Consider the following 25,112-nt stretch of genomic DNA (forward strand, 5'->3'; position numbering starts at 1 on the left):
CGCCATTTTAAGGCTTGCCGCCCCCGCATGCGGAAAAATCAGGCGTAGGCCGACAGCTGCGCGTTGCTGCTGTGGGCATGCGCGTGCACAAGCTCAGTCCGGATGGACGCTTCCAGCGATGGGATTGATCCCCCTGCCCGGTACTGGAAACTGACCTGCAGTACATCGCCTGGTTTTACCTGAATGGGCTGGCTCATAGGTACGCTCATGTAATGGTTGAGCCAGTCGATCGTGCTGTTCTCTTCGGGAACCACGGCAAGAATGTTCTTGGTGATAAAGCGCATGGCATTGACGATGCCGGCTTTTTCAATGGCAAACTGGCCTTGCCAGGCAATGGCGCTGTCCGTCGGCTGGCTGAAGTCCAGGATGCTGTAGACCGCCGGTGCAGCCAGTTCCACCGTACCTGGCTTGGCTGTCGAGGTTTCCTGGAACTGCACGATGGGCGCGTAGAACCCCTCGAAGTCATAATCCTGCTGCAATGGCTGCGCCGCCATGATCACCGCCTCGGGCAAAAACACGGGCAGCGGGCCGCCGAAACGGGCCAGATAGCGGCGCTTGAACGATTCCATGACTTCGACCTGCTTTTCACGCAGCATTGCCACGTGAATCATCTCGCAGATGACGACATCGACCGGCTCCGGCGGCAAATACTCGAAGGCATCGGCATGCACCACTTCGACTTTGTGGCCGTTGGGATTCATGGACAGCATTTTGCGCGCAGCCTTGACCATATCGGGATTGAATTCGACACAGTAGACCTTCGCCGCGCGGCCCGCCGCAAACCAGGACAGCACCCCGGTGCCGCCACCCAATTCGAGCACCTTGGCGCCGGGTTTAACCGCGTAATTGATGGCTGACTTGAACCCGTGCATGCGGTTCTGGTCCATCAACATATTGTGATGATAATGGACCGGGATAAATTGCCCCAGATAGCAGCTTTCAATTTCGCGTTCGTTGAGCATGGCGTTCCCTGGTGTGCAGTTTGAAGTCGATGTCACCATTATCAACAAACACCCATCGCGTCGAATTGCCGAGAAAAATCGCTTTTCCCCGTCAGTTCAGCGCATGCACATCACAGAAACAACTTCAACTTATCGCTGCACGCCCTTGAATAAATTGAAGAAGTTACTGGTGGTCTGCTCCGCCACCTGGACCAGCGGAATGCCTTTCAGGTCGGCGATGTATTCGGCCACATGCTTGACGAAGCCCGGCTCGTTCATTTTGCCCCGGTGCGGCACGGGCGCAAGATAGGGCGAATCGGTTTCAATGAGAATGCGCTCCATGGGCACTTCCCTGGCCACTGCCTGCAGATCTTTCGCGCTTTTGAACGTGACGATGCCGGAAAACGAGATGTAAAAACCCATTTCCAGGGCCGCTTGTGCGACCTCAAGCGACTCGGTAAAACAGTGCATGACGCCGGCCACACCGCCTTTGTCGGTCCCTGCGCCCTCTTCCTGCATGATGCGAATGGTGTCTGCGCTTGCTGCTCTTGTGTGAATAATCAAAGGCTTACGCGTGATTCTTGAAGTACGGATGTGGACGCGGAAGCGCTCGCGCTGCCATTCAAGATCGCCTTCGAGCCGGAAATAGTCGAGCCCCGTTTCGCCAATGGCAATGATTTTTGGATGTGCTGACAGTGAGACCAGCTGGTCCACGGAAGGTTCGGGCGTATCCATGTAATCGGGATGCACGCCAACCGAAGCGTAAATGTGGGGGTAAGTTTCGGCCAGCGCCAATACTTGTGGGAAATCGGGCAAGTCGACCGAGACGCACAGTGCGTGCGTGACCTTGTTCTCGGCCATCTTGGCGAGAATTTCAGGCATCCGGGCCGACAGCTCGGGGAAATTGATATGGCAGTGGGAATCGATATACATCCCACGATTATAAAGTCTAGCCGACGCGCCTGCCGAGGATAATCAGGTCGCGCTCAATGCCGTCCAGGTTGGCAACCCGCGGCAAATTCGCCCAGGTATCAAAACCGAACTTGCGGAACAGCGCCAGACTGGGCACATTGTGGCCAAAGATAAAACCAAGCAAGGTGTGCACAGCAATCTTCGGAGCAAAGGCCACGGCCTCCTCCAGGCAGTAGCGACCAATACCCTTGCCGCGCCAGGCCTCCTCGATATAAATCGACAATTCGGCCGTGCCCGAGTAGGCCGGACGGCCATAGAAATTGGAGTACGACATCCAACCCAGGACGGCAGGTGCCGCCGCCGTATCGGCCGCATCGTGAATGATCCACAGGGGGCGCCGTTCAGGATGGTGGTCGTCAAACCATTGCTGGCGCGAAGCCACCGAGACAGGCTCGGTATCGGCCGTCACTTCACGCGACGCAACCGTCGAGTTATAGATGGCAACAATGGCAGGCAAATCATCGGGACGGGCAATGCGATGGGTAAAAGACGGCATAGTACGAAACAAGGTTGAACCAGAGTGATAGACGCACGCTCAAAGCGTGTGGGTGGCGCGCGACGAACGCAGTGCCGCACCGAGGATTTCCTCAATGCGCAGCTTGGCACGGTGGCCCGTTTCATCGTCCGGGAAATGCACACCGATGCCCTGCGCCTTGTTGTTATTGGCGCCAGCCGGGGTAATCCAGGCGACTTTCCCCGCGATCGGGTACTTGTTCGGGTCGTCCATCAAGGCCAGGATCAGGTAGATCTCGTCGCCCAGCTTGTACGGCTTAACGGTCGGCACAAACATGCCGCCGTGTCGAAGAAAAGGCATGTATGCGGCGTACAAGGCCGCCTTTTCCTTGATGGCCAGCGAGAGCACCGAGGGCCGCGCAGGCTGCGTGGCGGTCGGGTCAGGTGGTTTGCCGGTCATGTAAATCCTTTCAGGTGCAGCATGTAGTGTAATCGAGCAACAAATCTTCTAAAAACAGTTTCGGCGACAAGGGGTGATCCGCAGTCGCCCGGCGCGCGTTGGCGCCCTTGATTGCGCGCAGCAGATTGGAAGTGTGCACTTTCCCGGCTAACGCTGCAAGTTCCTTCTGATATCGGGGGAAATATCTGATGCTTCCAGACAGTTTGTAGGAAAACACATCATAAAGCCAGCGTTGCTGCCAAGACACCACAGAACTGAGGGGTGTCTTGCTTAATTTATCAGCCGTTTTCAGCGCGCCGTCAACGCTGGGGTGGGCCAGCAGCTGCAGCAGGGTTTCCATTTCATCACGGTTGCCGGTCTCCGACTGGGCCAGCGCCGCCAGCGGCGCCCCGCCCTGTTCACGCAGCCAACTGTCGGCGTCGGCCAGACCTTGCGCTTTCAGCCAGGCAGCGGCCTGGGCGTGGTCGGGCATGGGCAAGGCAAACTTGCGGCAGCGCGACAGAATGGTCGGCAGCAGCCGGTCCAGGCTGTTCGAGGACAGCAGGAACACGGTGCCCGGCGGCGGCTCTTCCAGCGTCTTGAGCAGGGCATTCGAGGCGGGGGTATTGAGCGCCTCGGCCGGGTACACCACCACCACGCGTAAACCTTGGCGGTGGGTAGAAATGTTCATGAAGTCGGCCAGGTTGCGAATCTGCTCGATCTTGATTTCCTTCGATGGGGTCTTGCTGGCCTTGGCCTTCTTGCCCTCGCCGTCCGTACCTTCTTCGCCTTCCGGCGCCTCGTCTTCAAACGATTCCGGACGCACGCGCCGATAGTCCGGGTGGTTGTGCTGCGAGAACCAGCCACAGGATACGCAAGTGCCGCAAGCATGGCCGTCTGGCCGGCCGTTTTCGCACAACAATGCCTGGGCAAAGGTTTCGATAAAGTCAGCTTTTCCAGTCCCGGCGGCGCCGTGGAACAGGATCGCATGCGGCATGCGCGACCGCAGCTGTTGGAGCTGGCTCCACGCGGCCTCTTGCCATGGGTAGATAGAATTACTCATTTAATCAACAGCTTGCGACAAATAGATGAAGTCATTTCGAGCTTCACTTAAAGTAGTTTCTCAAGTATGGCCGCCAGCTGTGCGCGGATTGCATCTATACTTTGCGTCGAATCGACAACGACTATGCGTTCTGGAAACTGGGCGGCACGCCGCAGATATTCGGTGCGGCACGCCTCGAAAAAGTCCGCCTGCTCCTGCTCGAATTTGTCGAGCGTGCGGGTAGCGTCCAGACGCGCTCGCGCCACGGCCAGGGGCACATCAAACAGCAGTGTCAGATTGGGCTGCAGCGTGGGATGCACCCATTGCTCCAGTGCTTCCATCTTGCTGCGGTCCAGGCCGCGTCCGCCACCCTGATAGGCAAAACTGGCATCGGTGAATCGGTCGGAAACAACCCAGTCGCCGCGCGCCAGACCGGGCGCAATGACTTGGGCGATGTGTTCGCGCCGGCTGGCAAACATCAGCAGCGCCTCGGTTTCCAGGTGCATCTTTTCGTGCAGCAGCAAATCACGCAACTTCTCGCCCACGGTGGTGCCGCCAGGTTCGCGGCTCGACACCACGGTCTTGCCATGCGCCCCCAGCCACTCTGCGACAAAGGCAATGTGGGTCGACTTGCCGGCACCATCGATGCCTTCGAAACTGATGAACTTGCCTTTTACGGTGCTGCTTTGAGTCATGGAACGGCGACGCTTTATCGTTGGTATTGATTAACTGCTTTGTTATGGTCGTTCAAGTTATCCGAGAACTTGCTGGTACCGTCGCCGCGCGCCACAAAATACAGGGCATTGCTTTTGGCCGGCCCCAGCGCTGCCGCCAGCGATTGCACGCCTGGCAGGGCAATCGGGGTGGGCGGCAAGCCGCTGCGGGTGTATGTATTGTACGGGGTATCGGTCTCCAGATCCTTCTTGCGGATGTTGCCAGCGAAGTTGTCACCCATGCCGTAGATGACGGTCGGATCGGTCTGCAGCATCATGCCCTGCTTCAGGCGGTTGACGAACACGGCCGCAATCATGGCGCGCTCGGACTTCTGCCCAGTTTCCTTTTCGACAATCGAAGCCATGATCAGCGCTTCATACGGGGACTTGTATGGCAGGCTGGCATCGCGCTTTTCCCAGGCCGCGTTCAAGCGGTTGAGCAGCAGCTCATGGGCTTGCTTGTAGACGGCCAGATCGCTCGATCCCTTGGCAAACAGGTAGGTATCCGGGAAGAACAAGCCTTCAGGCGACTTGAACTCGCTTGAAATGCGCGCCAGCAGCTCTTTGTCGCTCAGCTCGGCCGTATCGTGCTTGAGGGTCTTGCTGGCGGCCACGGCCTGACGCATCTGCTTGAAGGTCCAGCCTTCGATGATGGTCAGCGACTCTTGCGCAAACTCGCCACGCACCAGCTGATCAACCAGCGCGCGCGGCGTTGTGCCAGGCTTGAGCTCGTAACTGCCGGCCTTGATGCGCGACGCCTTCTGGGTCACGCGCGCCAGCGTGGAAAACAAGTAGGGATTGATCGGCACCCCGGCACGGGCAATATCCTGCGAGGCAGCCGATACGCCACTGCCTGGCGCAATGACAAAGGCAATCGGCTCGCCTTCGGTCGTAATGGGCTGCTTGGCCCAGTACGAAAAGCCGGCCACCGCGGCAAGTGCGATCAGGATGACGAGATAGATGAATTTTTTTATGGCTCGCATGGGTGACTTGGCGGTTTTGTGCGGCGTCCGGCGGGATTTTCTCGACATCTCTATAATGAGCCCGTAATGATAAAGCTTTAATCAAAAATACATCAATTTATATGACCACCTGGAATGACTTACTCTTGGCGCAAGGTGCGCGACATAGTGCCACAGAGCAGCCGCATGTGCCAGATTTTGGACGCACATTCAGCGCTGCCGAGCTGGCGGCCGGTTTTGTGGCTGTTACCGGCGGCCTGGGCGTCATCGCCGTCAGCGGCGACGATGCCGCCACTTTCCTGCACAATCAGCTGACCAACGATGTCGAGCATCTGGGGCAAGGCGACGTCCGTCTGGCCGCCTATTGCTCGCCCAAGGGACGCATGCAGGCCTCCTTCCTGATGTGGCGCACGGCAGAAGCCGTGTTCCTGCAACTGCCGCAGCAATTGCAGCCTGCCCTGCAAAAGCGCTTGTCGATGTTTGTGCTGCGCGCCAAGGCCAAACTGGCTGACGCCACGCCCGAAGTGATCCTCGGTTTCGGTGGCGCAGCCGCTGGCAAGGTACTGGAAGGCATGTTCGGTGCGCTGCCAGCGCAGCCTTATACCCGGATCGACCATGCGCTGGGCACGCTCCTGCGCCTGGCCGACGCCTTTGGCGCACCCCGCTATCAATGGCTGACCACGGCTGCGCAGGCGCAGAGCGCCTGGCCCACGCTGAGCGCTGCCCTGATCCCCGCGGGCAACGATGCCTGGCAACTGTCGGCCATTCACGCCGGCGTGCCGGAAATCACGCTCAAGACGCAGGAACAGTTTGTACCCCAGATGGTCAATTTCGAGCTGCTGGGCGGCGTCAACTTCAAGAAGGGCTGCTACCCCGGCCAGGAAATCGTGGCACGTAGTCAATATCTGGGCAAACTGAAGCGCCGCACCGCGCTTGCCAGCATCGACACGACCGCAAGTGCCGGGGACGAAGTCTTTTCCGCCAGCGATCCCGACCAGCCCTGCGGCATGGTGGTGAACGCCGCGCCCAACGGCAAAGGTGGCGTGGATGCGCTGGTGGAAATGAAGCTGGCCGCCATCGAACAAGGCGATGTGCATCTGGGCTCGGCCAGCGGCAGCGCCCTGCACTTCCAGCCCATGCCCTACCCGCTCGACGCCATTGACGTCTGACCGCATGGACCTGTACATCTACTATCGCGTCCGCGACGAGCATGCCGCGCAACTGGGGCCGCGCGTGCGCGCGATGCAGGCGGCCCTTGGCGGCGCCGGCCAGCTCAAGCGCCGCCCCGGCTCCAGCGACGGCGTCCAAACCTGGATGGAAATTTACAGCGCCACGGCAGCGGATTTCGAAGCCCGCCTGGCGCTGGCCGTGCGCGAGGCTGGCTTGGCAACATGGATTGCTGGCGAGCGTCATACCGAAGCCTTTACGGACGTCGCCCCATGTGCCTGATCGTTTTTGCATGGCAAGTGGTGCCTGGCGCACCGTTGATTGCCGCTGCCAACAGGGATGAGTTCTACGACCGCCCTGCCGCGGCTGCCGGCACCTGGCCCGAGCACCCGCAGGTGTTTGCCGGGCGCGACCTGAAAGGCGGCGGCAGCTGGATGGGCATTACCCAGGAAGGCCCGCACGGCCCCAAGTTTGCCGCCCTGACCAACATTCGCGGCCCACAGGAACGCCGTCCCGACGCGCCATCGCGCGGCGCGCTGGTGGCCGACTATCTGGCTGGCGACCTGGATGCGCCCGCCTACATCGCCAAAATTGCCCAGGAAGTCGCCGACTACAACGGGTTTAACCTGGTGCTGGGCGACCGCGAAAATATGTACTGGTTTTCGAACCGCGCCATGGACGACGCGCGCAACGGCCAGGCGCTGGCGCCCGGCATCTACGGTATTTCCAATAGCTTGCTGGACGCGCCGTGGCCGAAGGTGGTGCGCACCAAGGCGCAGTTTGCCAGCCTGCTGTGCCAGGGCGCGCCCGAGGAAGCCTACTTCGAAATGCTGGCCGACACCACGCGCGCGCCGGACATGCGTCTGCCAGACACGGGCATTGCGCTCGACCTGGAACGCGTGCTGTCCGCCGTGTGCATTGAAACCACGGGCTACGGCACCCGCACCTCAACCGTGGTCAAGCTGTACCAGGACGCGCCCGCCGAACTGCACGAGCGCGTGCTGCAGTAAATTACTGGGCCGCCTTCATCTTGCTGCGCAGCAGATCGCGCACATGGGGCGTGGCCTTGTACGGATCGCTTGGGTTTTTCGCGTGCACAATTTCATCCATGCGGTCGGCCACGCCGCCCAGCGCGCCCGGATGCGAATAAATATAGAACTGACCGTTGGCGATGGCGTCAAACGTCATCTGCGCCACTTCGGCAGCAGATACTTTGCCAGACTCCACGGCTTTCACCGTCATTGCCTGCGCCACCTTCTGGCTGGCGGTAGCGGGTGTGGTCATGGCCACGTCTGCCGGGCGGTTGCGGTGCGACTGGCTGATGCCGGTGGGCACAAAGTAAGGGCACAGCACCGAGGCGCCAATCGGTGCTTCCACCAGTTGCAGGTCGTGATACAAGGTTTCCGACAGCGATACCACCGCGTGCTTCGACACGTTATACACGCCCATGGTCGGCGCATTGAGCAAGCCGGCCATGGATGCAGTATTCACAATATGGCCTTCATATGACGGATCTTTGGCCGCACTGTCGAGCATGAGCTTGGTAAAGGTGCGCACGCCGTGGATCACGCCCCACAGATTGACGCCTAGCACCCACTCCCAGTCGCTGACACTGTTTTCCCAGATCAAGCCCGCCGATCCAACGCCGGCATTATTGAACACCAGATGCACCGCGCCAAAGCGGGCCATGGTGGCGTCTGCCAGCGCTTGTACTTCCTCGGCGTGGCGCACGTCGCAGCGCATGGCAAGTACCTGCACGCCCTGCGCTTCAAGCTCGCTGCGGGTCGCGTCCAGGGCATCTTGCTGCACGTCGGCCAGCACCAGTTTCATGCCCAGTTGCGCTGCCTTGAGGGCAAATTCACGGCCCAGACCACTGGCGCCGCCGGTGATCACGACCACACGATCATTGAAATTTTTCATGGAATAAGTTGAACCAGTTGTTTGCCAAAGTTGCGGCCCTGAAGCAGGCCGATAAAGGCGTCGGGCGCTGCTGCCAGCCCCTGTGCCACGGTTTCACGGTATTTGAGCTTGCCGCCGGCAACCAGCGCGGCCAGCTCGGCCAAGCCTTGCGGCCACAGATCCAGGTGTTCGGTCACGATAAAACCTCGTACGCTCAGGCGGCTGGTGAGCATGAAGCGCAGATTGCGTACGGCCAGGTCGTCGCCGTTGTAGCCAGCGATCAAACCGCACAGCGCAATCCGGCCAAAGGCGTTCATCAGCGGCAAAGCTGCGTCAAAACAAGGGCCGCCCACGTTTTCGAACAGGGCATCGATCCCATCCGGCGCCGCGCGCGCCAGATCGGCCGCCAGATTGCCCGCTTTGTAATCGACGCAGGCATCGAAGCCAAGTTCGTCGATCACGTAGGCACATTTTTCGGCGCCACCAGCAATGCCCACCACGCGGCAACCTTGCAGCTTGGCCAGCTGCCCTACCGCGCTACCGACCGCCCCGCTGGCTGCCGACACGAGAATCGTGTTGCCGGCCACCGGCTTCATGATGTGGTTCAGACCGTACCAAGCGGTCATACCCGGCATGCCCACCACGCCCAAATAAGCGGACAAGGGAATGCGGCTGGTGTCGACCTTGCGCAGCAAGGCCCCGTCGCACACACCCATCTCGGCCCAGCCCAGCATGCCGACCACGTGGTCGCCCGCAGCAAAGCGGGCGTGTTTGGAGGCGAGCACTTCGCCGGCCGTGCCACCAAGCATGGTCTCATCCAGCGCCTGCGCGGTGGCATAGCTCTTGGCCTCGCTCATGCGCCCGCGCATGTACGGGTCCAGCGACAGGAAATGGTTGCGCACCAGGACTTCGCCATCCTGCAGTGCTGGCAAGGTCGCGGTTTCCAGTCGGAAGTTCTCGGGCTGGACCGCGCCGCGTGGACGGGCCGCCAATACAATACGTTGATACTCGGTCATGCTCAAACCGCCGAAACGCCACCGTCCACGGCCAGCGTCTGGCCCGTGATGTGCTTGCCGGCATCAGACGCGAACAGCAAGGCCACGCCCTTCAAGTCTTCATCGTCGCCAATGCGGCCCAGCGGCGAACCCTTGGCCAGCGCTTCTTCACCTATGCTCTCGAGCACGCCCTTGGTCATCTTGGAGGGGAAGAAGCCCGGCGCAATCGCATTCACGGTGATGCCGTGCGCGCCCCATTCGCCTGCCAGCGTGCGCGTGAAGTTGATGACCGCACCCTTGGAGGTGTTGTACGCCACCGTTTTCATGGTGCCTGGCGGATTGCCGGCCAAACCGGCGATGGAGGCGATATTGATGATGCGCCCGTATTTGCGTGGAATCATGGACAGCTTGCCCACCGCCTGACTGACCAGGAAGATGCTGCGGATATTCAGGTTCATGACCTTGTCCCACGCTTCGACCGGGTAGTCTTCGGCGGGTGCGCCCCAGCTGGCGCCGGCATTGTTGATCAGAATATCGATATGGCCCAGGCGCTTGATGGCTTCGTCCACCAGAGGGCCGATATGCGCTTCCTGCGACAGGTCCGCTGCAATGGCCGAGGCCTTGATGCCGCGCGCGGCAAGGTGGGCCACTGCCTCGTCCAGATCGGACTGCTTACGGGAGGACAGCACCAGCGTGGCGCCCTGCTCGCCCAGCGCCTCGGCCATTTGCAAGCCGAGACCACGCGAGCCGCCCGTGATGAGTGCCGTTTTGCCTGCGAGCGAAAATAATTCTTGGGTAGTACGCATCAGTTTTCCTTGGTCGGTCAAATTTCGTAGTCCATGCATTGCCGTTCAGCGCGTACGGCGCCGATGAACGGAATGAGGGCCTTGTGGGTGGGATGGGCGGCGTATTCGGCCAGTGCCGCGCGGTCGCGGAATTCCGAATACAGAATCACGTCGTACGTCGCTTCCAGGCCAGGCTGGGCCAGTACGACTTCAAACTTGATCGTGCCGGAGGACAAATTGGCACAGGCATCGAGGCGCTCCTTCATCAGGCGCGCATTGGTGGCCCGGTCGGCGCCCTCGGCGTGATCTTTTAACTTCCACATGACTATGTGTTTGAGCATCGTTATTCCTTAGAACCAGGCATCTTGCATGTCCAGCGTGGTGGTGTCGATACTGGCCAGCAGATCGAGTTGCTGCGGCACCTTGGGCAATTCCCACTGGAAGAAGTAGCGGCACGCCTGCAATTTGCCGTGATAGAAATTGGCATCGTCCTCGCTGGCGCCGGCCAGCTTGCCGCTGGCGACCAAAGCCTGTTCCAGCCACATCCACGCCACCACCGCATGCCCCACTGCTTCCAGATACAAGCTGGCATTGGCCAGGGTCTTGTTCATGTCGCCGGCTTCATACAGCGTGGTAGTGACCCGGCCGATGCGGGCCCAGACTTCTTCCAGCTGGGTAGCGTAACCTTGCAAGTCGGGCGCGTCGGCCAGGCGGACTTTGCCAATGCCGGCGGCAAGTTCGGCGCTGATCGCCTTGAACAGCGCGCCTTTCTGCATAGACACCTTGCGGCCCAGCAGATCGAGGCCATGGATGCCATGCGTGCCTTCGTGAATCGCGTTCAGGCGGTTGTCGCGGTAAAACTGTTCGACGTTATATTCGCGCGTATAGCCATAGCCGCCGTGCACCTGGATCGCCAGGCTGTTCGCCTCCACGCACCATTGCGATGGCCACGATTTGGTAATCGGCGTCAGGAAGTCCAGCAGCATGCCAGCGTGCGCACGCGCTTCGGCTTCCGGCGCCGTATTGAAATCGTCGACCAGCCTGGCCGAATACATGACCAGCGCCATCGCGCCTTCCGCGTACGCCTTCTGCGCCAGCAACATGCGCCGTACATCGGTGTGTTCGATGATGGCCACTTGCGGCCGTACCGGATCTTTTTCCGCCGGATGGCGGCCCTGCGGCCGGTTGCGCGCGTAATCAAGCGCGTGCAGATAGCCAGTCACACCCAGTACCGCAGCGCACATGCCGACGCCGATGCGGGCTTCGTTCATCATGTGGAACATGTTCATCAACCCCTGGTGTGGCTCGCCCACCAGATAGCCGATCGCGCCCGCCTTGCCATCGGGCTTGAAGCGGCCTTCGCCAAAGTTGAGCAGGCAATTGGTGGTGCCACGGCTGCCCATCTTGTGGTTCAGTCCCGCCAGCACGACATCGTTGCGTTCGCCTGGCACGCCATCTTCGCCCACCAGATACTTGGGCACGATAAACAGGGAAATGCCCTTCACGCCAGGAATCAGGCGGCCGTCGGGGCCGGGAATCTTGGCCAGGACCAGGTGCACGATATTGCCGGCCAGGTCATGCTCGCCAGCGGAAATCCACATCTTGTTGCCGGTCAGCCGATATTGGCGCTCGCCTTCCGGGCCGGCCACGGGATCGAGCTCGGCGCGAGTGGTGATGTCGGACAGGCTGGAGCCAGCCTGCGGTTCCGACAAGCACATGGTGCCGAAGAATTCACCCGCCAGCAAAGGCCGCACGAAGCGCTCGATCTGGCGCGGCGTGGCGGTCTTGAGCAAGGTGTTGGCATTGCCGACCGTAAGGAAAATATAGGCCGAGGTGGCGATATTGGCCGAGGTGAACCAAGCCGACAAGGCCTTGTCTACCACACACGGCAGCTGCATCCCGTCGAACTCGTAGTCCTGGCCAGACGCCATCAAGCCCGCTGCCGAAAACGCGTCCAGCGCTGTTTTCACCTCGGGAATAATGGTCACTTTTTCGCCATCGAAATGCGGTTCGTTGGCGTCGTTCTTCTTGTTATGGGGGGCAAACAGATCGGTGGCAATCTGCTCGGCGGTATCGAGTGCAGCGTTGAACGTTTCGCGGCTGTGGTCCTGGAAACGCGGACGCGCCGTCAGCGCCTCCACGTCCAGCCACTCGTACAACAGAAAGTCGATGTCGCGGCGCGACAATATCTTCGATTGCATGAGAATTCCTGGGGTGATGCCAGGGTGCCGTGGCCAGGGCGGCCACGCCCCGGCTGGGTTTACACGACTTCGAACAGGCCGGCAGCGCCTTGGCCGCCACCGATGCACATGGTCACCACGACATACTTGGCACCGCGGCGTTTGCCTTCGATCAGCGCATGGCCAACCAGGCGCGCACCGGACACACCGTAAGGGTGGCCCACGGCAATCGCGCCACCGTTCACGTTCAGGCGTTCCATTGGAATGCCCAGGCGGTCTGCGCAATACAGCACCTGCACTGCGAACGCTTCGTTCAATTCCCACAGACCGATGTCGGACACCGACAGACCCGCCTTCTGCAGCAGCTTGGGAATGGCAAACACAGGGCCGATGCCCATTTCGTCCGGCTCGCAACCAGCGACGGCAAAGCCGCGGAAGATGCCCAGCGGCTGCAAACCACGGGCCTCAGCCACCTTGCTGCTCATCAGGATCGATACGGAGGCGCCGTCCGAAAACTGGCTGGCATTGCCCGCGCTAATGACACCGCCAGGCACGGCCGAGCGGATTTTGGACACGGCTTCGATGGTGGTGTCGGCGCGAATGCCTTCATCAGCGGAAATAGTGACTTCGCGCGAGAGCAGCATGCCCGATTCTTTGTCGGCCACACCCATGATGGTGGTCATCGGCACGATTTCGGCATCGAACTTGCCGGCCGCCTGGGCATTGGCAGCGCGCTGCTGGCTCTGCACACCGTATTCATCCTGGCGGTCGCGTCCGATGTTGTAGCGCTTGGCGACCGTTTCAGCCGTCTGCAGCATCGGCCAGTACAGTTCCGGCTTGTTTTGCTTGAGCCAAACCTCGGCCAGCATATGGGTATTCATTTCCTGCTGTACGCAGGAGATCGACTCGACGCCGCCGGCGGCATACACCTCGCCTTCGCCGGCAATGATGCGCTGGGCCGCCAACGCAATGGTCTGCAAGCCCGAAGAACAAAAACGGTTGACGGTCATGCCCGCCGTGGTGACCGGGCAGCCGCCGCGCAAGGCGATCTGGCGTGCAATGTTGGCACCAGTGGCGCCTTCCGGATTGGCGCAACCCATGATGACATCTTCCACCATGCCTGGCTCGATGCCGGCGCGGGCGATCGCCGCCTGCAGCACATGGCCGCCGAGGGTGGCGCCGTGCGTCATATTGAAGGCCCCTTTCCACGATTTGGCCAGGCCGGTGCGGGCGGTCGATACGATGACGGCGTCTAACATGTTTGTCTCCTGAGATGGAATGTTGTGGGTGCTGCGATCGATACGAGAATAGCACATTTTAGTACGACCGTTCGCAAATTTATCGCAGTAAGTTTGGCGTAAGTTTCAAGCAAGGATGACGTAAGGTTCAGCATAGACACTCTATTGCAGCTAAGGAAATATTGGCTAAACCGATGACGCAACGAACACAACTACACGGAGACAACATGGCTATTACATCGGCGACAAACGGGCGCAAGCCGGTCCCGACGACGGAAGGACTGACCAAGGAAGAAAAAAAGGTCATTTTCGCTTCCTCGCTGGGCACCGTTTTTGAATGGTACGACTTCTACTTATACGGCTCGCTCGCAGCCATTATCGCCAAGCAGTTCTTCGTTGGCGACCCCACCACCACCTTCATTTTCGCGCTGCTCGCGTTTGCAGCCGGCTTCATCGTGCGTCCATTCGGCGCGCTGGTGTTTGGTCGCCTGGGCGACATGATCGGCCGCAAGTACACCTTCCTGGTCACCATTCTGATCATGGGTGCATCGACCTTTGTAGTCGGCCTGCTGCCGTCGTACGCCAGCATTGGCATTGCCGCACCAATCATCCTGGTCACCCTGCGCATTCTGCAAGGCCTGGCACTGGGCGGTGAATACGGCGGCGCGGCCACTTACGTGGCTGAGCACGCACCGCACGGCAAGCGCGGCTTCTTCACCTCGTGGATTCAGACCACCGCGACCATGGGCCTGTTCATGTCGCTGCTGGTGATCACCAGCACCCGTACCTTCCTGGGCGAAGCCGACTTTGAAGCCTGGGGCTGGCGCGTGCCGTTCCTGGTCTCCGTGCTGCTGCTGGGTATTTCGGTGTGGATCCGTCTGTCGATGAGCGAATCGCCAGCGTTTGCCAAGATGAAAGCCGAAGGCAAGACCTCGAAAGCACCGCTGACCGAATCCTTCCTGCGCGGTAAGAACGCCAAGATCGTGCTGCTGGCGCTGATCGGCCTGACCATGGGCCAGGCAGTGGTGTGGTACACGGGCCAGTTCTATGCGCTGTTCTTCCTGACCCAGACCCTGAAAGTGGACCTGCTTACGGCCAACATCCTGGTGGCCATTGCGCTGTTGCTGGCGACGCCATTCTTCATCGTGTTCGGCAGCCTGTCGGACAAGATCGGGCGTAAATGGATTATTCTGGGTGGCTGCCTGATTGCTGCCCTGACTTTCTTCCCGATCTTCAAGGGTCTGACCCACTTTGCCAATCCAGCCCTGGAAACCGCATTGAAGAACTCGCCAGTGCGTGTGATTGCCGATCCGGCCACCTGCCACTTCCAGTTCAAACTGACCGGCACCGAGAAGTTCCCATCGTCCTGCGACATTGCAACTGGTCTGCTGACGGCCGCATCGGTGAGCTACACCACCGAGCCGGGCGAGCCATTCTCGATGGCCAAGATTGCCGTGGGCGACAAGGAAATCACTTCCTTCACCGCTGGCATGACCGCTGACGGCCTGAACTTCGACGCAGAAAGCAAGGCCAAGGAAGCCGCGCTGAAGAAAGAAGTTGGCGCTGCCATCAAAGCAGCTGGCTACCCAGCCAAAGCCGATCCGGAGCAAATCAACAAGCCGATGGTCGTTGTGCTGCTGTTCATCCTGGTGCTGTATGTGACCATGGTGTATGGTCCGATTGCCGCGATGCTGGTTGAAATGTTCCCGACTAAGATCCGCTACACCTCCATGTCGCTGCCGTATCACATCGGTAACGGCTGGTTCGGTGGCTTGCTGCCGACCACGGCCTTCGCCCTGGTCGCGCTCAAAGGCGACATCTACTACGGTCTGTGGTACCCGATCATCATCGCCGGCATCACCGTCGTGATCGGCGCCCTGTTCGTCAAAGAAACGAAAGACAACGACATCTACGCCGCCGACTAAGCCGGCCTGCTGTCACCCCAAATGCCGCTAGCAATAGCGGCATTTTTTTTGCCGCCTCCCTCAGGGGGATATCCAAGAAATATGCACTGACCCCGGTTTGGTATGATGTCGCCACTTTTCAAAAAACAATGGGGATGAATTAATGATTTCACGTCTGTTCCTGCTCGCGGCCGGTGCGTTGGCCGTCAATACCGCCTTTGCCGCGCCACGTGGTTTTACTGCCGATGATCTGGTCCGGCTTGAACGCGTCGGCAGCCCGGCGCTCTCGCCCGATGCGGCGCGCGTGGTCTATACCGTGCGCAGCACCAATATGGAAAAGAACCGCGGCAATACCCAGCTGTGGATGCTTGATCTGCGCAACGCAAAGTCGTCCCCGCTGCGCCTGACCAACAGCGATGCCAGCAGCAGCGATCCGGAATGGTCGCGCAGCGGCGATGCCATTTACTTCCTCTCCGCCCGCTCGGGCTCGTCCCAGGTCTGGCGCCTGCCGGTCAACGGCGGCGAAGCCGTGCCCGTGACCGATCTGCCAGTCGACGTCGACAATTTCCGCCTGTCGCCAACTGGCGACCGCATCGCCTTGTCGCTGGCCGTGTTCCGCGATTGCCCTGACCTGGCTTGCACCAAAACCCGCCTCGATGGCGCCGCCAAAGACAAGGCCACTGGCAAAATCTACGATCGCCTGTTCGTGCGCCACTGGGACACCTGGGCCGATGGCCGTAACGCCGTGCTGTACTCGGCCCCGCTTGACGCCAGTGGCCGCGTCAGCGCTGCCCCGGTCAGCCTGAGCGGCAGCCTGGATGGCGATGTGCCATCGAAGCCCTTCGGCGATCGCGAAGAATACAATTTCAGCCCCGACGGCAAATCCATCGTCTTCGGCCTGCGCGTTGCTGGAAAAACGGAAGCCTGGTCGACCAATTTTGACCTGTTCCAGGTCCCGGCCGCTGGCGGCGCGGCGCCGCGTAACCTTACCGAGGGCAATCCTGCCTGGGATGCGAAACCAAGTTTCTCGCCAGACGGCAAGACCCTGGCCTACCTGGCCATGCGCAAGCCCGGCTTTGAGGCGGACCGCTTCCACCTGATGTTCATGGATGTGGCTACTGGCAAGACCCGCGAAGTTGCCGAAAGCTGGGACCGTTCGATCGCCGACTATCGCTGGACCGACGATGGCAAGGCCATCCTGGCCACCGCCGATGACATTGGCAACCATCGCCTGTTCTCGATCAACGCTGCCAGCGGCAAGGTCAGCCCGATCAGCGGTAAAGGTTACGTCAGCGCCTTCGATGTCAGCGGCAAGACGCTGGTCACGGCGCAAGCTGACCTGGCCAGCCCGGCCCAGCTGTTCCGCGCAACCCTGGGCGACAGCAAGACCACCCAGATCACCAACCTCAATGCGGACGCCTTGAAGGACGTGAAATTCGGTGAGTACGAACAGTTTTCCTTCACTGGCGCCAACGGCGAAACCGTCTACGGCCACGTGATGAAGCCGTGGAACGCGGCGCCCGGCGGCAAGTACCCGATCGCCTTCCTGGTCCATGGTGGCCCGCAAGGCAGCTTCGGCAACTCGTGGAGCTACCGCTGGAATCCGCAGACCTACGCCGGCGCCGGCTACGCCAGCGTGTTCATCGATTTCCACGGCTCGACCGGCTACGGCCAGGCCTTTACCGACTCCATCAGTGGCGACTGGGGTGGCAAGCCGCTGGAAGACCTGAAGAAAGGCCTGGACGCGGCCGTCAAGAAGTTCCCATGGCTGGACCGCGAGCGCAGCTGCGCCCTGGGCGCCTCATACGGCGGCTACATGATGAACTGGATCGCCGGTAACTGGAACGATGGCTTCAAGTGCCTGGTCAACCACGACGGCGTGTTCGACACACGCGGCATGGCCTACGCCACCGAAGAACTGTGGTTCACCGAATGGGAAAACGGCGGCACCTATTACGACAAGCCGGCCGAGTACGAAAAGTTCAATCCAGTCCACCACGTGAAGAACTGGAAAACGCCAATGCTGGTGATTCAGGGCGACCTGGACTTCCGCATTCCGACGTCCCAGGCGCTGGGCACCTTCAGCGCCTTGCAGCGCCAGGGCGTCGAGAGCAAGCTGATCGTGTTCCCGGACGAGAACCACTGGGTACTCAAGCCAGCCAATTCGGTGCAGTGGCATAACACCGTGAAGAACTGGCTGGATGCGCATATCAAGCCCTAAGAAGTAGCCGGGATGCCACCGTGCCGAAGGCGCGGTGGCCTGTCCGTTTGAACCGAGCGCAGCATTACCGCGTCAGGCATCCGCCCAGCGCCATTTGAATAAGGTCGACATGAAACTGTCCGGTCGCTTGACCCAAGGGTGCGCCAAGGCCCTGCTCGCCAGCATTGCCTGCGCCGCGCCCTTGCACTACGCTCACGCCCAATTTTTGCCTACCGCCCAAGCGGTGGCCGAGGATAATATCGGCTTCGGTGATTGCAACCAGTTGCCCATTCCACCTCAGGCATTCGAGAAGAACGAATCAGGCATTGTCACGCTTGAGATTCTGGTGCAAGCGAACGGTCAGGTCATGGACGCCAAAATCCTGTCGAGCAGCAAGTCTGCCCTGCTGGACCAGCGTGCCATGCAGCGCGTCCGCGCGTGCCGCTTCTTGCCGTTTCGCGATCTCGATGGCAAGGCACAGCCAAGCCGGATGATCAAACGGTATGAGTGGAGCCCGGATGAGTTCGTCCGCCATACCGCGTCGAAGCCGCCCGCACCAGACGTGCCGGTCTCTGGCCCCGCTGCGCTGATGCTGCAAACCCGAACTTGCGCCAAACCGGTGTGGCCAACCGCTTCGCTGCGCGCAGAAGAAACGGGTACAGTGACGATGCGCTTCCTGGTCAATACCGAGGGCAAAGTCACGAAAAGCGAAATCCTGAACAGCTCCGGATTCCCATTGCTGGACAACGCTGCCCTGGACGGGCTGAGCCTGTGTCGCTTTGCCTACACCGACAAAAGCCCGATTGCAGCCGCAACCTGGGTCAAGATGCAGTACGTCTGGACGCTTGAGTAAAACCTGGTCAAGCTGGAGGGAATAACGGCATCATCAGTGGCAGTACCGGCAATCGGTTCTGCCATTTTTTTATGCGCAGTGAAACCAGGGTAGCCAGGTTCGCCCTAGTCGTCGCTTACGTCGCCGCGGGCTAACAGCGAACAGCCATCCCCACCGTCTTCATAGTAGAGATGCTGCGAATATTGGCCGGACGGTGCTGGTGGCTCGCGGTGCATGGCCAGCACCATTAATGAACCCAGAAGGGGCACGAACCAGATCATGCCAAATTGGGCCAATCGTTGTTTCGGTTCCGACAAGTCATCCTGCAGGACCCGCCGTGTTGCTTGCGCATTGATCGCTAGCAGTGCAACTGGCACGAGTCCGACAATCAGGTATTCCGTGGTGATCGACATAATGCCCTCATTGCAGATTTACAAACCGGGTGCCCGATGGCGCCGAGTATGCCCGCAAATTATTGAGATGGCAATGCAAAAAAAGCCGCTATCGCTAGCGGCTTTCATTTGCTGAAGTAACGCTGTTAGCCGTTAAAGCCCTTCCCCTCACCGGCCAGCTTGACCATCAGCGGCGCCGGCGCCCAGGCATCGCCATGGCGTCCCTTGGCATATTTCTGCATCGCGGCCAGTACATTGGCCAGGCCCACCGTATCGGCGTAGAACATTGGCCCACCGCGGAACACCGGGAAGCCATAGCCGGTCAGGTACACCATGTCGATGTCGGAAGCGCGCATCGCAATGCCCTCTTCCAGAATGCGCGCGCCTTCATTGACCAGCGAGTACACCAGGCGTTCGACGATCTCCTGATCGCTGATCTTGCGCCGCTCGACGCCAATGTCGGCCGAGTGCTTGACGATCATGTCATTCACGTCGCTTGAGGCATAGGCCTTGCGGTCACCGGCCTTGTAGTCGTACCAGCCGGCGCCGGTCTTCTGGCCAAAGCGCCCCATTTCGCACAGCAGATCGGCGGTTTTCGAGTAGGTGATTTCGGGCGACTCGACATAGCGGCGTTTGCGGATGTACCAGCCAATGTCATTGCCAGCCAGGTCGCCCATGCGGAACGGGCCCATGGCAAAGCCGAATTTTTCCACCGCCTTGTCCACCTGCTCCGGCAGGCAGCCTTCTTCCAGCAAAAAGCCGGCCTGGCGGCTGTACTGTTCGATCATGCGGTTGCCGATAAAGCCGTCGCACACGCCCGATACCACACCAGTCTTGCGCAGCTTTTTCGACAGCGCCAGCGTGGTTGCCAGCACGTCTTTGCCGGTCTTGGCGCCGCGTACGATTTCCAGCAGCTTCATGACATTGGCAGGGCTGAAGAAGTGGGTGCCGACCACGTCCTGCGGGCGGCTGGTGAAGTCGGCGATCTTGTTCACGTCCAGGGTCGAGGTGTTGGACGCCAGGATCGCGCCCGGCTTCATCACGGCGTCCAGCTGCTTGAACACGGTCTCTTTGACGCCCATGTCTTCGAACACCGCTTCGACCACGATGTCGGCATCGGCAATGTCGGCATAGGCCAGCGTGCCGCTAATCAGACCGACGCGCTGCTCGAATTTTTCGGGCGTCAGTTTGCCCTTCTTCATGGTGTTTTCGTAGTTCTTGCGGATGGTCGCAATGCCCTTGTCCAGCGCTTCCTGGCGCGTTTCCAGCAGCACCACGGGAATGCCCGCGTTGACGAAGTTCATGGCGATGCCGCCGCCCATGGTGCCGGCGCCAATCACGGCCGCTTTTTTGATGTCGCGGGTCGGGGTATCGGCCGGCACGTCTGGCACCTTGCTGGCGACGCGTTCAGCGAAGAAGGCATGGCGCAGAGACTTCGATTCCGGCGTCTGAATCAGATGCATGAAGCGCTGGCGCTCGAAATTGAGGCCGTCTTCAAACTTCATGGTCACGGCGGCAGCCACGGTCTCCACGCATTCGAGCGGCGCCGGGAAGGGGCCGGCCATGGCCTTGACAGTATTGCGCGAGAACTGCAGGAAGGCTTCGTGGTTCGGGTAATCGACCTTGCGGTCGCGCACGCGTGGCAGCGGACGGACATCGGCCACCTTGCCGGCAAATGCGATGGCGGACGTCAGCAAATCGGCATCGGCTGCAAACACTTCGTCAAACAGCGCCGTCTTGGCCAGCTTTTCGGACATGACGGGGGTCCCCGAGACCACCATGTTCAGTGCCATTTCCAGACCCAGCACGCGCGGCAGGCGCTGCGTGCCGCCGGCGCCTGGCAGCAAACCGAGTTTGACTTCGGGCAGCGCGATCTGCGCGCCTGGCATGGCCACGCGGTAGTTGCAGCCAAGCGCCAGTTCCAGCCCGCCGCCCATGGCGACCGAGTGAATGGCAGCGACCACCGGCTTGGTCGACGCTTCGACGATATTGATCAGGGTGCCCAGCGTGGGCTCGGTCATCGCCTTGGGCGAATTGAATTCCTTGATGTCGGCGCCGCCGGAAAACGCCTTGCCGGCGCCGGTCAGCACGATGGCTTTCACCGCGTCGTCGGCGAGCGCCTTGCGGATGCCGTCGGCAGTGGCAGCGCGCGTCTCAAGGCCCAGTCCGTTGACGGGCGGATTGTTCAGAGTGATGACAGCAACACTGCCATTGACCAGGTATTCGGCGCTCATGTCTCTTCCTTTATTAGTTGAAGCAATCTCTCAACTATACATGAATAATAGTACGGTCGTATTATTTTATTGGCGCCTAGACTTCCAGCCATTCCTTGCGCACGACCGCATTCGCCTTGAGCTCTTCCGGCGTCCCTTCGAAGACGATGGCGCCGTGCCCCATCACGTACACGCGCTGCGAAATTTCGAGCGCAATGGCCAGCTTTTGCTCAACCAGCAGCACCGAAATGCCCTTCTCCTTGAGCGCCAGCAGATATTCTGCCACCAGGGCCACGATCTTTGGCGCCAGCCCTTCGGTTGGCTCGTCAATCATGATCAGGTCCGGGTCGCCCATCAGGCTGCGGCACAGCGTCAGCATCTGCTGCTCGCCGCCCGACAGGAAGCCGGCCGGCACGGTGCGCCGCTCTTCCAGGCGCGGGAACATGCGGTACATGTCGGCGATCGACCAGCGCGGGCTGCTGGTGGCTTTCTTCTGCCCCAGAATCAGGTTCTGCTCCACTGTCAGGGTGGGGAAGATGTCGCGATTTTCCGGTACGTAGGCCAGTCCCTTGTGCGCGATCTGAAATGCCTTCAGTCCCAGCATTTCCTGGTCCTTGAACTGGACCGAACCCGTCGCATTGACCTGTCCCATGACCGCCTTGACCAGGGTTGAGCGTCCCACCCCGTTGCGCCCCAGCAGACTGACGATCTCGCCCCTGCCGATACGCAAATCGACACCATGCAGAATATGCCCCTTGCCGTAGTAGGCGTGCAGGTCCTTCACTTGCAGGATGTCGCTCATGCGTGCTCCCCATCGCCCAGATACGCTGCCTGCACGGCGGCGTTGGAGCGGATGTTGGCGGGCGTGTCGCAGGCAATCACTTCGCCATACACCAGCACCGCGATCTTGTCGGCCAGGCCAAAGACGACACTCATGTCGTGCTCCACCATCACTAGCGATTTACCTACCGTGACTTTGCGGATCAATTCCACCGCGGCGTCGGATTCGGAGCGGCTCATGCCGGCGGTCGGCTCGTCGAGCAGAATCACCTCGGCGCCGCCTGCAATCGTGATGCCAATTTCAAGTGCGCGCTGCTCGGCGTACGTCAGCACGCCGGCCAGCACCTTGCGCTGGCGCTGCATGCCGATCTGCTCCAGCACCTCCTCGGCCCGTTCGTGGGCGTCGCGCAAGCCGTTCAGGCGCTGCCAGAACGAGTACTTGTAACCGAGCGACCACAGGACCGCGCAGCGCAGATTCTCGTACACCGACAGGTTTTCGAACAGATTACTGATCTGGAAGCTGCGCGACAGGCCAAGCCGGTTGATTTGATACGGCCGCAGACCGCTGATGCTGCTGCCGTTCAGGCAGATGTCGCCGCTGCTGATGCCAAAGCGGCCCGAGACCAGATTGAACAAGGTGGACTTGCCGGCACCATTTGGCCCGATCACGGCCACCCGCTCGCCCTTGGCCACGGCCAGGCTGGCGCCGCGAATGATCTCGGACTTGCCAAAGCTTTTGCGGACATCCTTTAATTCCAATGCGTTCATGCCATGCTCCCGCGCTGTTTGGCCACGATTTGTGCATTCACGTCGCTCCAGGCGGCGTAATACGCAGGCTGGAACCAGCGGTAGCCCACCACCGCCGAGGCCAGCAGGGCGCCCGCAATCACCCATGGCAGCGCGGTCTTGGTATCGATCTGCTGGCGCCACAGCGTCATGGTGCTGCCGTTCGCGCCTTCCAGCGTCAGGTGGTAGAGCATCTCGATGCCCATCACAAAGCCAATCAGACCCAGAATCGCAACCACCGTCAGAGCCAGCAAACCCTTCCAGATGCGGCGCAGATGACCGTGCGCCACGACCCGCATCAGCATCAGGATCAAGCTGGCCAGACCGGCAGGCGCATAGCGCACCATCAGAATGAAGAACAGGCCCAGGTAAAGCTGCCAGGCCGGCGTGAAGTCGGACAGCATGACCGAGAAGAAGACGCCAACCACAGCGCCAAGCAAGGGGCCAAAGAAGAAACCGATCCCGCCGATGAACACGAACAGCAGCACGGCGCCTGAGCGGATGGCGCTGACGTTTTCGGCACTGACGATCTCGAAATTGATTGCGCCCAGTCCGCCCGAGATGCCGGCAAAAAACGCCGACAGAATGAGTGTCAGGTAGCGCACCCACTGCGTGTCGTAACCAACAAACTCGACCCGCTCGGGATTGTCGCGCACAGCATTGACCATGCGCCCCAGCGGCGTTTGCGTGAAGGCGAACATGGCGATGGTGCTGACGAACAGCCAGGCCGCAATCAGGTAATACACCTGAATCTGGGGGCCATAGCTGATGCCCCATAGCGCGGTGCCGCGTACCCGGTTGGTGGTGACGCCGCCCTCGCCGCCAAAGAAATCAGGGAACATCAGCGAGCTGGCAAACACCAGTTCCACCAGTCCCAGTGTGATCATGGCAAAGGTGGTGCCCGATTTTTTGGTGGTCACATAGCCAAACAGGATGCCAAAGCCCATCCCCGCCAGGCCACCCACCAGGGGAATGAGCGCAGTGGGAATGGCCGCGCCCACGCCACTGCTGTTCATGGCATGCACGGCAAAGAAGGCGCCCAGACCGGAATACACCGCGTGCCCGAACGAGAGCATGCCGCCCTGCCCCAGCAGCATGTTGTAAGAGAGCGCGAAGATCATGACGGTGCCGATCTGGGACAGGATCGACAAGGCAGCGCCCTTGGTGAACACCATTGGCGCCAGCAGCAGTATCAAGGCGAATGCGCCCCAGACGAAGTAGCGGCCAAAATTGATTGGCGAGTAGGTCAGCCTCATTCGCGCGTCCCCATCAAGCCCTTCGGACGGAAAATCAAGATCAGCACCAGCAGCAGGTACGGCAGGATGGCCGCGCTTTGCGAAATGGTCAGCTTGAAGATGGCGTAACCGGGCGTAGCCTCATTGATGCTCGCACCCATGCCGTTCAGGAGCGACATCAGCGAGTAATCGAGCGCCACTGCAAAGGTCTGCATGACGCCGATCAGAATCGAGGCCACAAACGCACCCGCCAGCGATCCCATGCCACCGACCACCACGACCACGAAGATGATGCTGCCCACGGTGGCCGCCATGCCAGGCTCGGTGACAAAGGCGTTGCCGCCAATGACGCCAGCCAGCCCGGCCAGCGCGCAACCGCCGCCAAACACCCACATGAAAATACGCGGCACGTTGTGGCCCAGCGCTTCAACCGCATCGGGATGGGTCAGTGCAGCCTGGATCACCAGGCCGACCCGGGTGCGCGTGAGCACCAGGTAGATCGCCGCCAGCATCGACAGCGCCACCAGCATCATGAAGCCGCGATACATGGGAAAAGTAGTGCCGAACAGGGTGAACAAGGGACCGTCCAGCGAGGCCGGAATGGCGTACTTGACTGCTGCCCTGCCCCACAGCAGCTGCACCAGCTCCACCACCAGGTAGGACAGGCCGAAGGTAAACAGCAGTTCGACGATGTGGCCATATTTGTGCAGGGGGCGCAAGCCGTAACGCTCGACCAGCGCGCCGATCAGGCCCACTGCCACCGGCGCCAGAATCAGGGCTGGCCAGAATCCGATGAAGGTACTGATGGTGTAGGCCATGTAAGCCCCCAGCATGTAGAAGCTGGCGTGCGCAAAATTGAGCACGCCCATCATGCTGAAAATGAGCGTCAGTCCGGACGAGAGCATGAACAGCAGCAGCCCGTAGCTGACGCCGTTCAACAGGGTGAACAGCGTGAATTCCATGGAGGGATCGCAGACGTAGGAA

The 25,112-nt window shown here is 60.5% G+C and carries 25 protein-coding genes; 6 read left to right on the forward strand and 19 right to left on the reverse strand.

Annotated features, from left to right (window positions below):
- Nucleotides 1-38: 38 nt before the first annotated feature.
- The 7 genes from BUC24_RS09795 to mltG form a co-directional block, all read right to left on the reverse strand.
- A complete protein-coding gene (locus BUC24_RS09795; protein ID WP_073214383.1) occupies nucleotides 39-962 on the reverse strand; it encodes a class I SAM-dependent methyltransferase in 924 nt (307 codons plus the stop codon).
- 129 nt (nucleotides 963-1,091) lie between these two features.
- Nucleotides 1,092-1,874 (reverse strand): TatD family hydrolase, encoded by a 783-nt coding sequence (locus tag BUC24_RS09800; protein WP_073214386.1) that lies wholly within the window; start codon nucleotides 1,872-1,874, stop codon nucleotides 1,092-1,094.
- A 16-nt stretch (nucleotides 1,875-1,890) separates the two neighbouring features.
- Nucleotides 1,891-2,409: a GNAT family N-acetyltransferase gene (locus tag BUC24_RS09805; RefSeq protein ID WP_073214388.1), complete on the reverse strand. Its 519-nt coding sequence runs from the start codon at nucleotides 2,407-2,409 to the stop codon at nucleotides 1,891-1,893.
- Nucleotides 2,410-2,448: 39 nt separating this feature from the next.
- The gene (locus BUC24_RS09810) at nucleotides 2,449-2,826 is read right to left on the reverse strand and encodes a PilZ domain-containing protein (RefSeq protein ID WP_073214392.1); all 378 of its coding nucleotides are present in this window, start codon (nucleotides 2,824-2,826) and stop codon (nucleotides 2,449-2,451) included.
- A gap of 10 nt (nucleotides 2,827-2,836) precedes the next feature.
- Nucleotides 2,837-3,868, reverse strand: coding sequence for a DNA polymerase III subunit delta' (locus BUC24_RS09815; RefSeq protein WP_073214395.1), 1,032 nt, complete (start codon nucleotides 3,866-3,868; stop codon nucleotides 2,837-2,839).
- Between the two features lie 47 nt (nucleotides 3,869-3,915).
- Complete coding sequence (gene tmk, locus BUC24_RS09820; protein ID WP_073214398.1) at nucleotides 3,916-4,542, reverse strand: dTMP kinase; 627 nt, start codon at nucleotides 4,540-4,542, stop codon at nucleotides 3,916-3,918.
- A 14-nt stretch (nucleotides 4,543-4,556) separates the two neighbouring features.
- On the reverse strand, nucleotides 4,557-5,543 hold the full coding sequence (gene mltG, locus BUC24_RS09825; protein WP_073214400.1) for an endolytic transglycosylase MltG: 987 nt from the start codon (nucleotides 5,541-5,543) through the stop codon (nucleotides 4,557-4,559).
- Nucleotides 5,544-5,644: 101 nt separating this feature from the next.
- Between mltG and BUC24_RS09830 the strand changes: the two genes are divergently transcribed.
- The 3 genes from BUC24_RS09830 to BUC24_RS09840 are packed head-to-tail and all read left to right on the forward strand — an operon-like array spanning nucleotide 5,645 to nucleotide 7,699.
- On the forward strand, nucleotides 5,645-6,691 hold the full coding sequence (locus BUC24_RS09830; RefSeq protein ID WP_073214403.1) for a CAF17-like 4Fe-4S cluster assembly/insertion protein YgfZ: 1,047 nt from the start codon (nucleotides 5,645-5,647) through the stop codon (nucleotides 6,689-6,691).
- A gap of 4 nt (nucleotides 6,692-6,695) precedes the next feature.
- Nucleotides 6,696-6,971, forward strand: coding sequence for a DUF4936 family protein (locus BUC24_RS09835; protein ID WP_073214407.1), 276 nt, complete (start codon nucleotides 6,696-6,698; stop codon nucleotides 6,969-6,971).
- The gene (locus tag BUC24_RS09840; protein ID WP_073214410.1) at nucleotides 6,962-7,699 is read left to right on the forward strand and encodes an NRDE family protein; all 738 of its coding nucleotides are present in this window, start codon (nucleotides 6,962-6,964) and stop codon (nucleotides 7,697-7,699) included. Before BUC24_RS09835 ends, BUC24_RS09840 begins: the two co-directional genes overlap by 10 nt.
- A gap of 1 nt (nucleotide 7,700) precedes the next feature.
- Here BUC24_RS09840 and BUC24_RS09845 read toward each other — a convergent pair whose 3' ends face one another.
- The 6 genes from BUC24_RS09845 to BUC24_RS09870 are packed head-to-tail and all read right to left on the reverse strand — an operon-like array spanning nucleotide 7,701 to nucleotide 13,807.
- Entirely contained in the window at nucleotides 7,701-8,609 is a 909-nt protein-coding gene (locus BUC24_RS09845; protein WP_073214412.1) for an SDR family oxidoreductase, read from the reverse strand.
- Nucleotides 8,606-9,604, reverse strand: coding sequence for an NADP-dependent oxidoreductase (locus BUC24_RS09850; protein ID WP_073214417.1), 999 nt, complete (start codon nucleotides 9,602-9,604; stop codon nucleotides 8,606-8,608). Before BUC24_RS09850 ends, BUC24_RS09845 begins: the two co-directional genes overlap by 4 nt.
- A 2-nt stretch (nucleotides 9,605-9,606) precedes the next feature.
- On the reverse strand, nucleotides 9,607-10,389 hold the full coding sequence (locus BUC24_RS09855; protein ID WP_073214420.1) for an SDR family oxidoreductase: 783 nt from the start codon (nucleotides 10,387-10,389) through the stop codon (nucleotides 9,607-9,609).
- A 17-nt stretch (nucleotides 10,390-10,406) separates the two neighbouring features.
- Nucleotides 10,407-10,709, reverse strand: coding sequence for a Dabb family protein (locus BUC24_RS09860; protein ID WP_073214423.1), 303 nt, complete (start codon nucleotides 10,707-10,709; stop codon nucleotides 10,407-10,409).
- Nucleotides 10,710-10,718: 9 nt separating this feature from the next.
- Entirely contained in the window at nucleotides 10,719-12,569 is a 1,851-nt protein-coding gene (locus BUC24_RS09865; RefSeq protein WP_073214425.1) for an acyl-CoA dehydrogenase, read from the reverse strand.
- Between the two features lie 59 nt (nucleotides 12,570-12,628).
- Entirely contained in the window at nucleotides 12,629-13,807 is a 1,179-nt protein-coding gene (locus BUC24_RS09870; protein ID WP_073214428.1) for an acetyl-CoA C-acyltransferase, read from the reverse strand.
- A gap of 206 nt (nucleotides 13,808-14,013) precedes the next feature.
- Between BUC24_RS09870 and BUC24_RS09875 the strand changes: the two genes are divergently transcribed.
- The 3 genes from BUC24_RS09875 (at nucleotide 14,014) to BUC24_RS26295 (ending at nucleotide 18,743) form a co-directional block, all read left to right on the forward strand.
- Nucleotides 14,014-15,711, forward strand: a complete 1,698-nt coding sequence (locus tag BUC24_RS09875; protein ID WP_073214432.1) for an MFS transporter — start codon at nucleotides 14,014-14,016, stop codon at nucleotides 15,709-15,711.
- A 142-nt stretch (nucleotides 15,712-15,853) separates the two neighbouring features.
- Complete coding sequence (locus BUC24_RS09880) at nucleotides 15,854-17,911, forward strand: S9 family peptidase (protein ID WP_073214435.1); 2,058 nt, start codon at nucleotides 15,854-15,856, stop codon at nucleotides 17,909-17,911.
- Nucleotides 17,912-18,020: 109 nt separating this feature from the next.
- Nucleotides 18,021-18,743 (forward strand): energy transducer TonB, encoded by a 723-nt coding sequence (locus tag BUC24_RS26295; protein ID WP_083598804.1) that lies wholly within the window; start codon nucleotides 18,021-18,023, stop codon nucleotides 18,741-18,743.
- A 104-nt stretch (nucleotides 18,744-18,847) separates the two neighbouring features.
- Here the strand turns inward: BUC24_RS26295 and BUC24_RS09895 are convergent, their stop codons facing one another.
- The 6 genes from BUC24_RS09895 to BUC24_RS09920 form a co-directional block, all read right to left on the reverse strand.
- A complete protein-coding gene (locus BUC24_RS09895) occupies nucleotides 18,848-19,135 on the reverse strand; it encodes a hypothetical protein (protein ID WP_073214438.1) in 288 nt (95 codons plus the stop codon).
- Nucleotides 19,136-19,260: 125 nt separating this feature from the next.
- On the reverse strand, nucleotides 19,261-21,348 hold the full coding sequence (locus tag BUC24_RS09900; RefSeq protein ID WP_073214441.1) for a 3-hydroxyacyl-CoA dehydrogenase NAD-binding domain-containing protein: 2,088 nt from the start codon (nucleotides 21,346-21,348) through the stop codon (nucleotides 19,261-19,263).
- Nucleotides 21,349-21,424: 76 nt separating this feature from the next.
- On the reverse strand, nucleotides 21,425-22,129 hold the full coding sequence (locus BUC24_RS09905; protein ID WP_073214444.1) for an ABC transporter ATP-binding protein: 705 nt from the start codon (nucleotides 22,127-22,129) through the stop codon (nucleotides 21,425-21,427).
- On the reverse strand, nucleotides 22,126-22,875 hold the full coding sequence (locus tag BUC24_RS09910; protein WP_073214445.1) for an ABC transporter ATP-binding protein: 750 nt from the start codon (nucleotides 22,873-22,875) through the stop codon (nucleotides 22,126-22,128). The genes BUC24_RS09905 and BUC24_RS09910 overlap by 4 nt, the downstream gene beginning before the upstream one ends.
- Entirely contained in the window at nucleotides 22,872-24,149 is a 1,278-nt protein-coding gene (locus BUC24_RS09915) for a branched-chain amino acid ABC transporter permease (RefSeq protein ID WP_073214448.1), read from the reverse strand. Before BUC24_RS09915 ends, BUC24_RS09910 begins: the two co-directional genes overlap by 4 nt.
- Nucleotides 24,146-25,090, reverse strand: a complete 945-nt coding sequence (locus BUC24_RS09920; RefSeq protein WP_073214449.1) for a branched-chain amino acid ABC transporter permease — start codon at nucleotides 25,088-25,090, stop codon at nucleotides 24,146-24,148. The genes BUC24_RS09915 and BUC24_RS09920 overlap by 4 nt, the downstream gene beginning before the upstream one ends.
- Nucleotides 25,091-25,112 lie beyond the last annotated feature (22 nt).

The organism is Massilia sp. CF038 (assembly GCF_900129765.1).
Classification (GTDB): domain Bacteria; phylum Pseudomonadota; class Gammaproteobacteria; order Burkholderiales; family Burkholderiaceae_D; genus Telluria_A.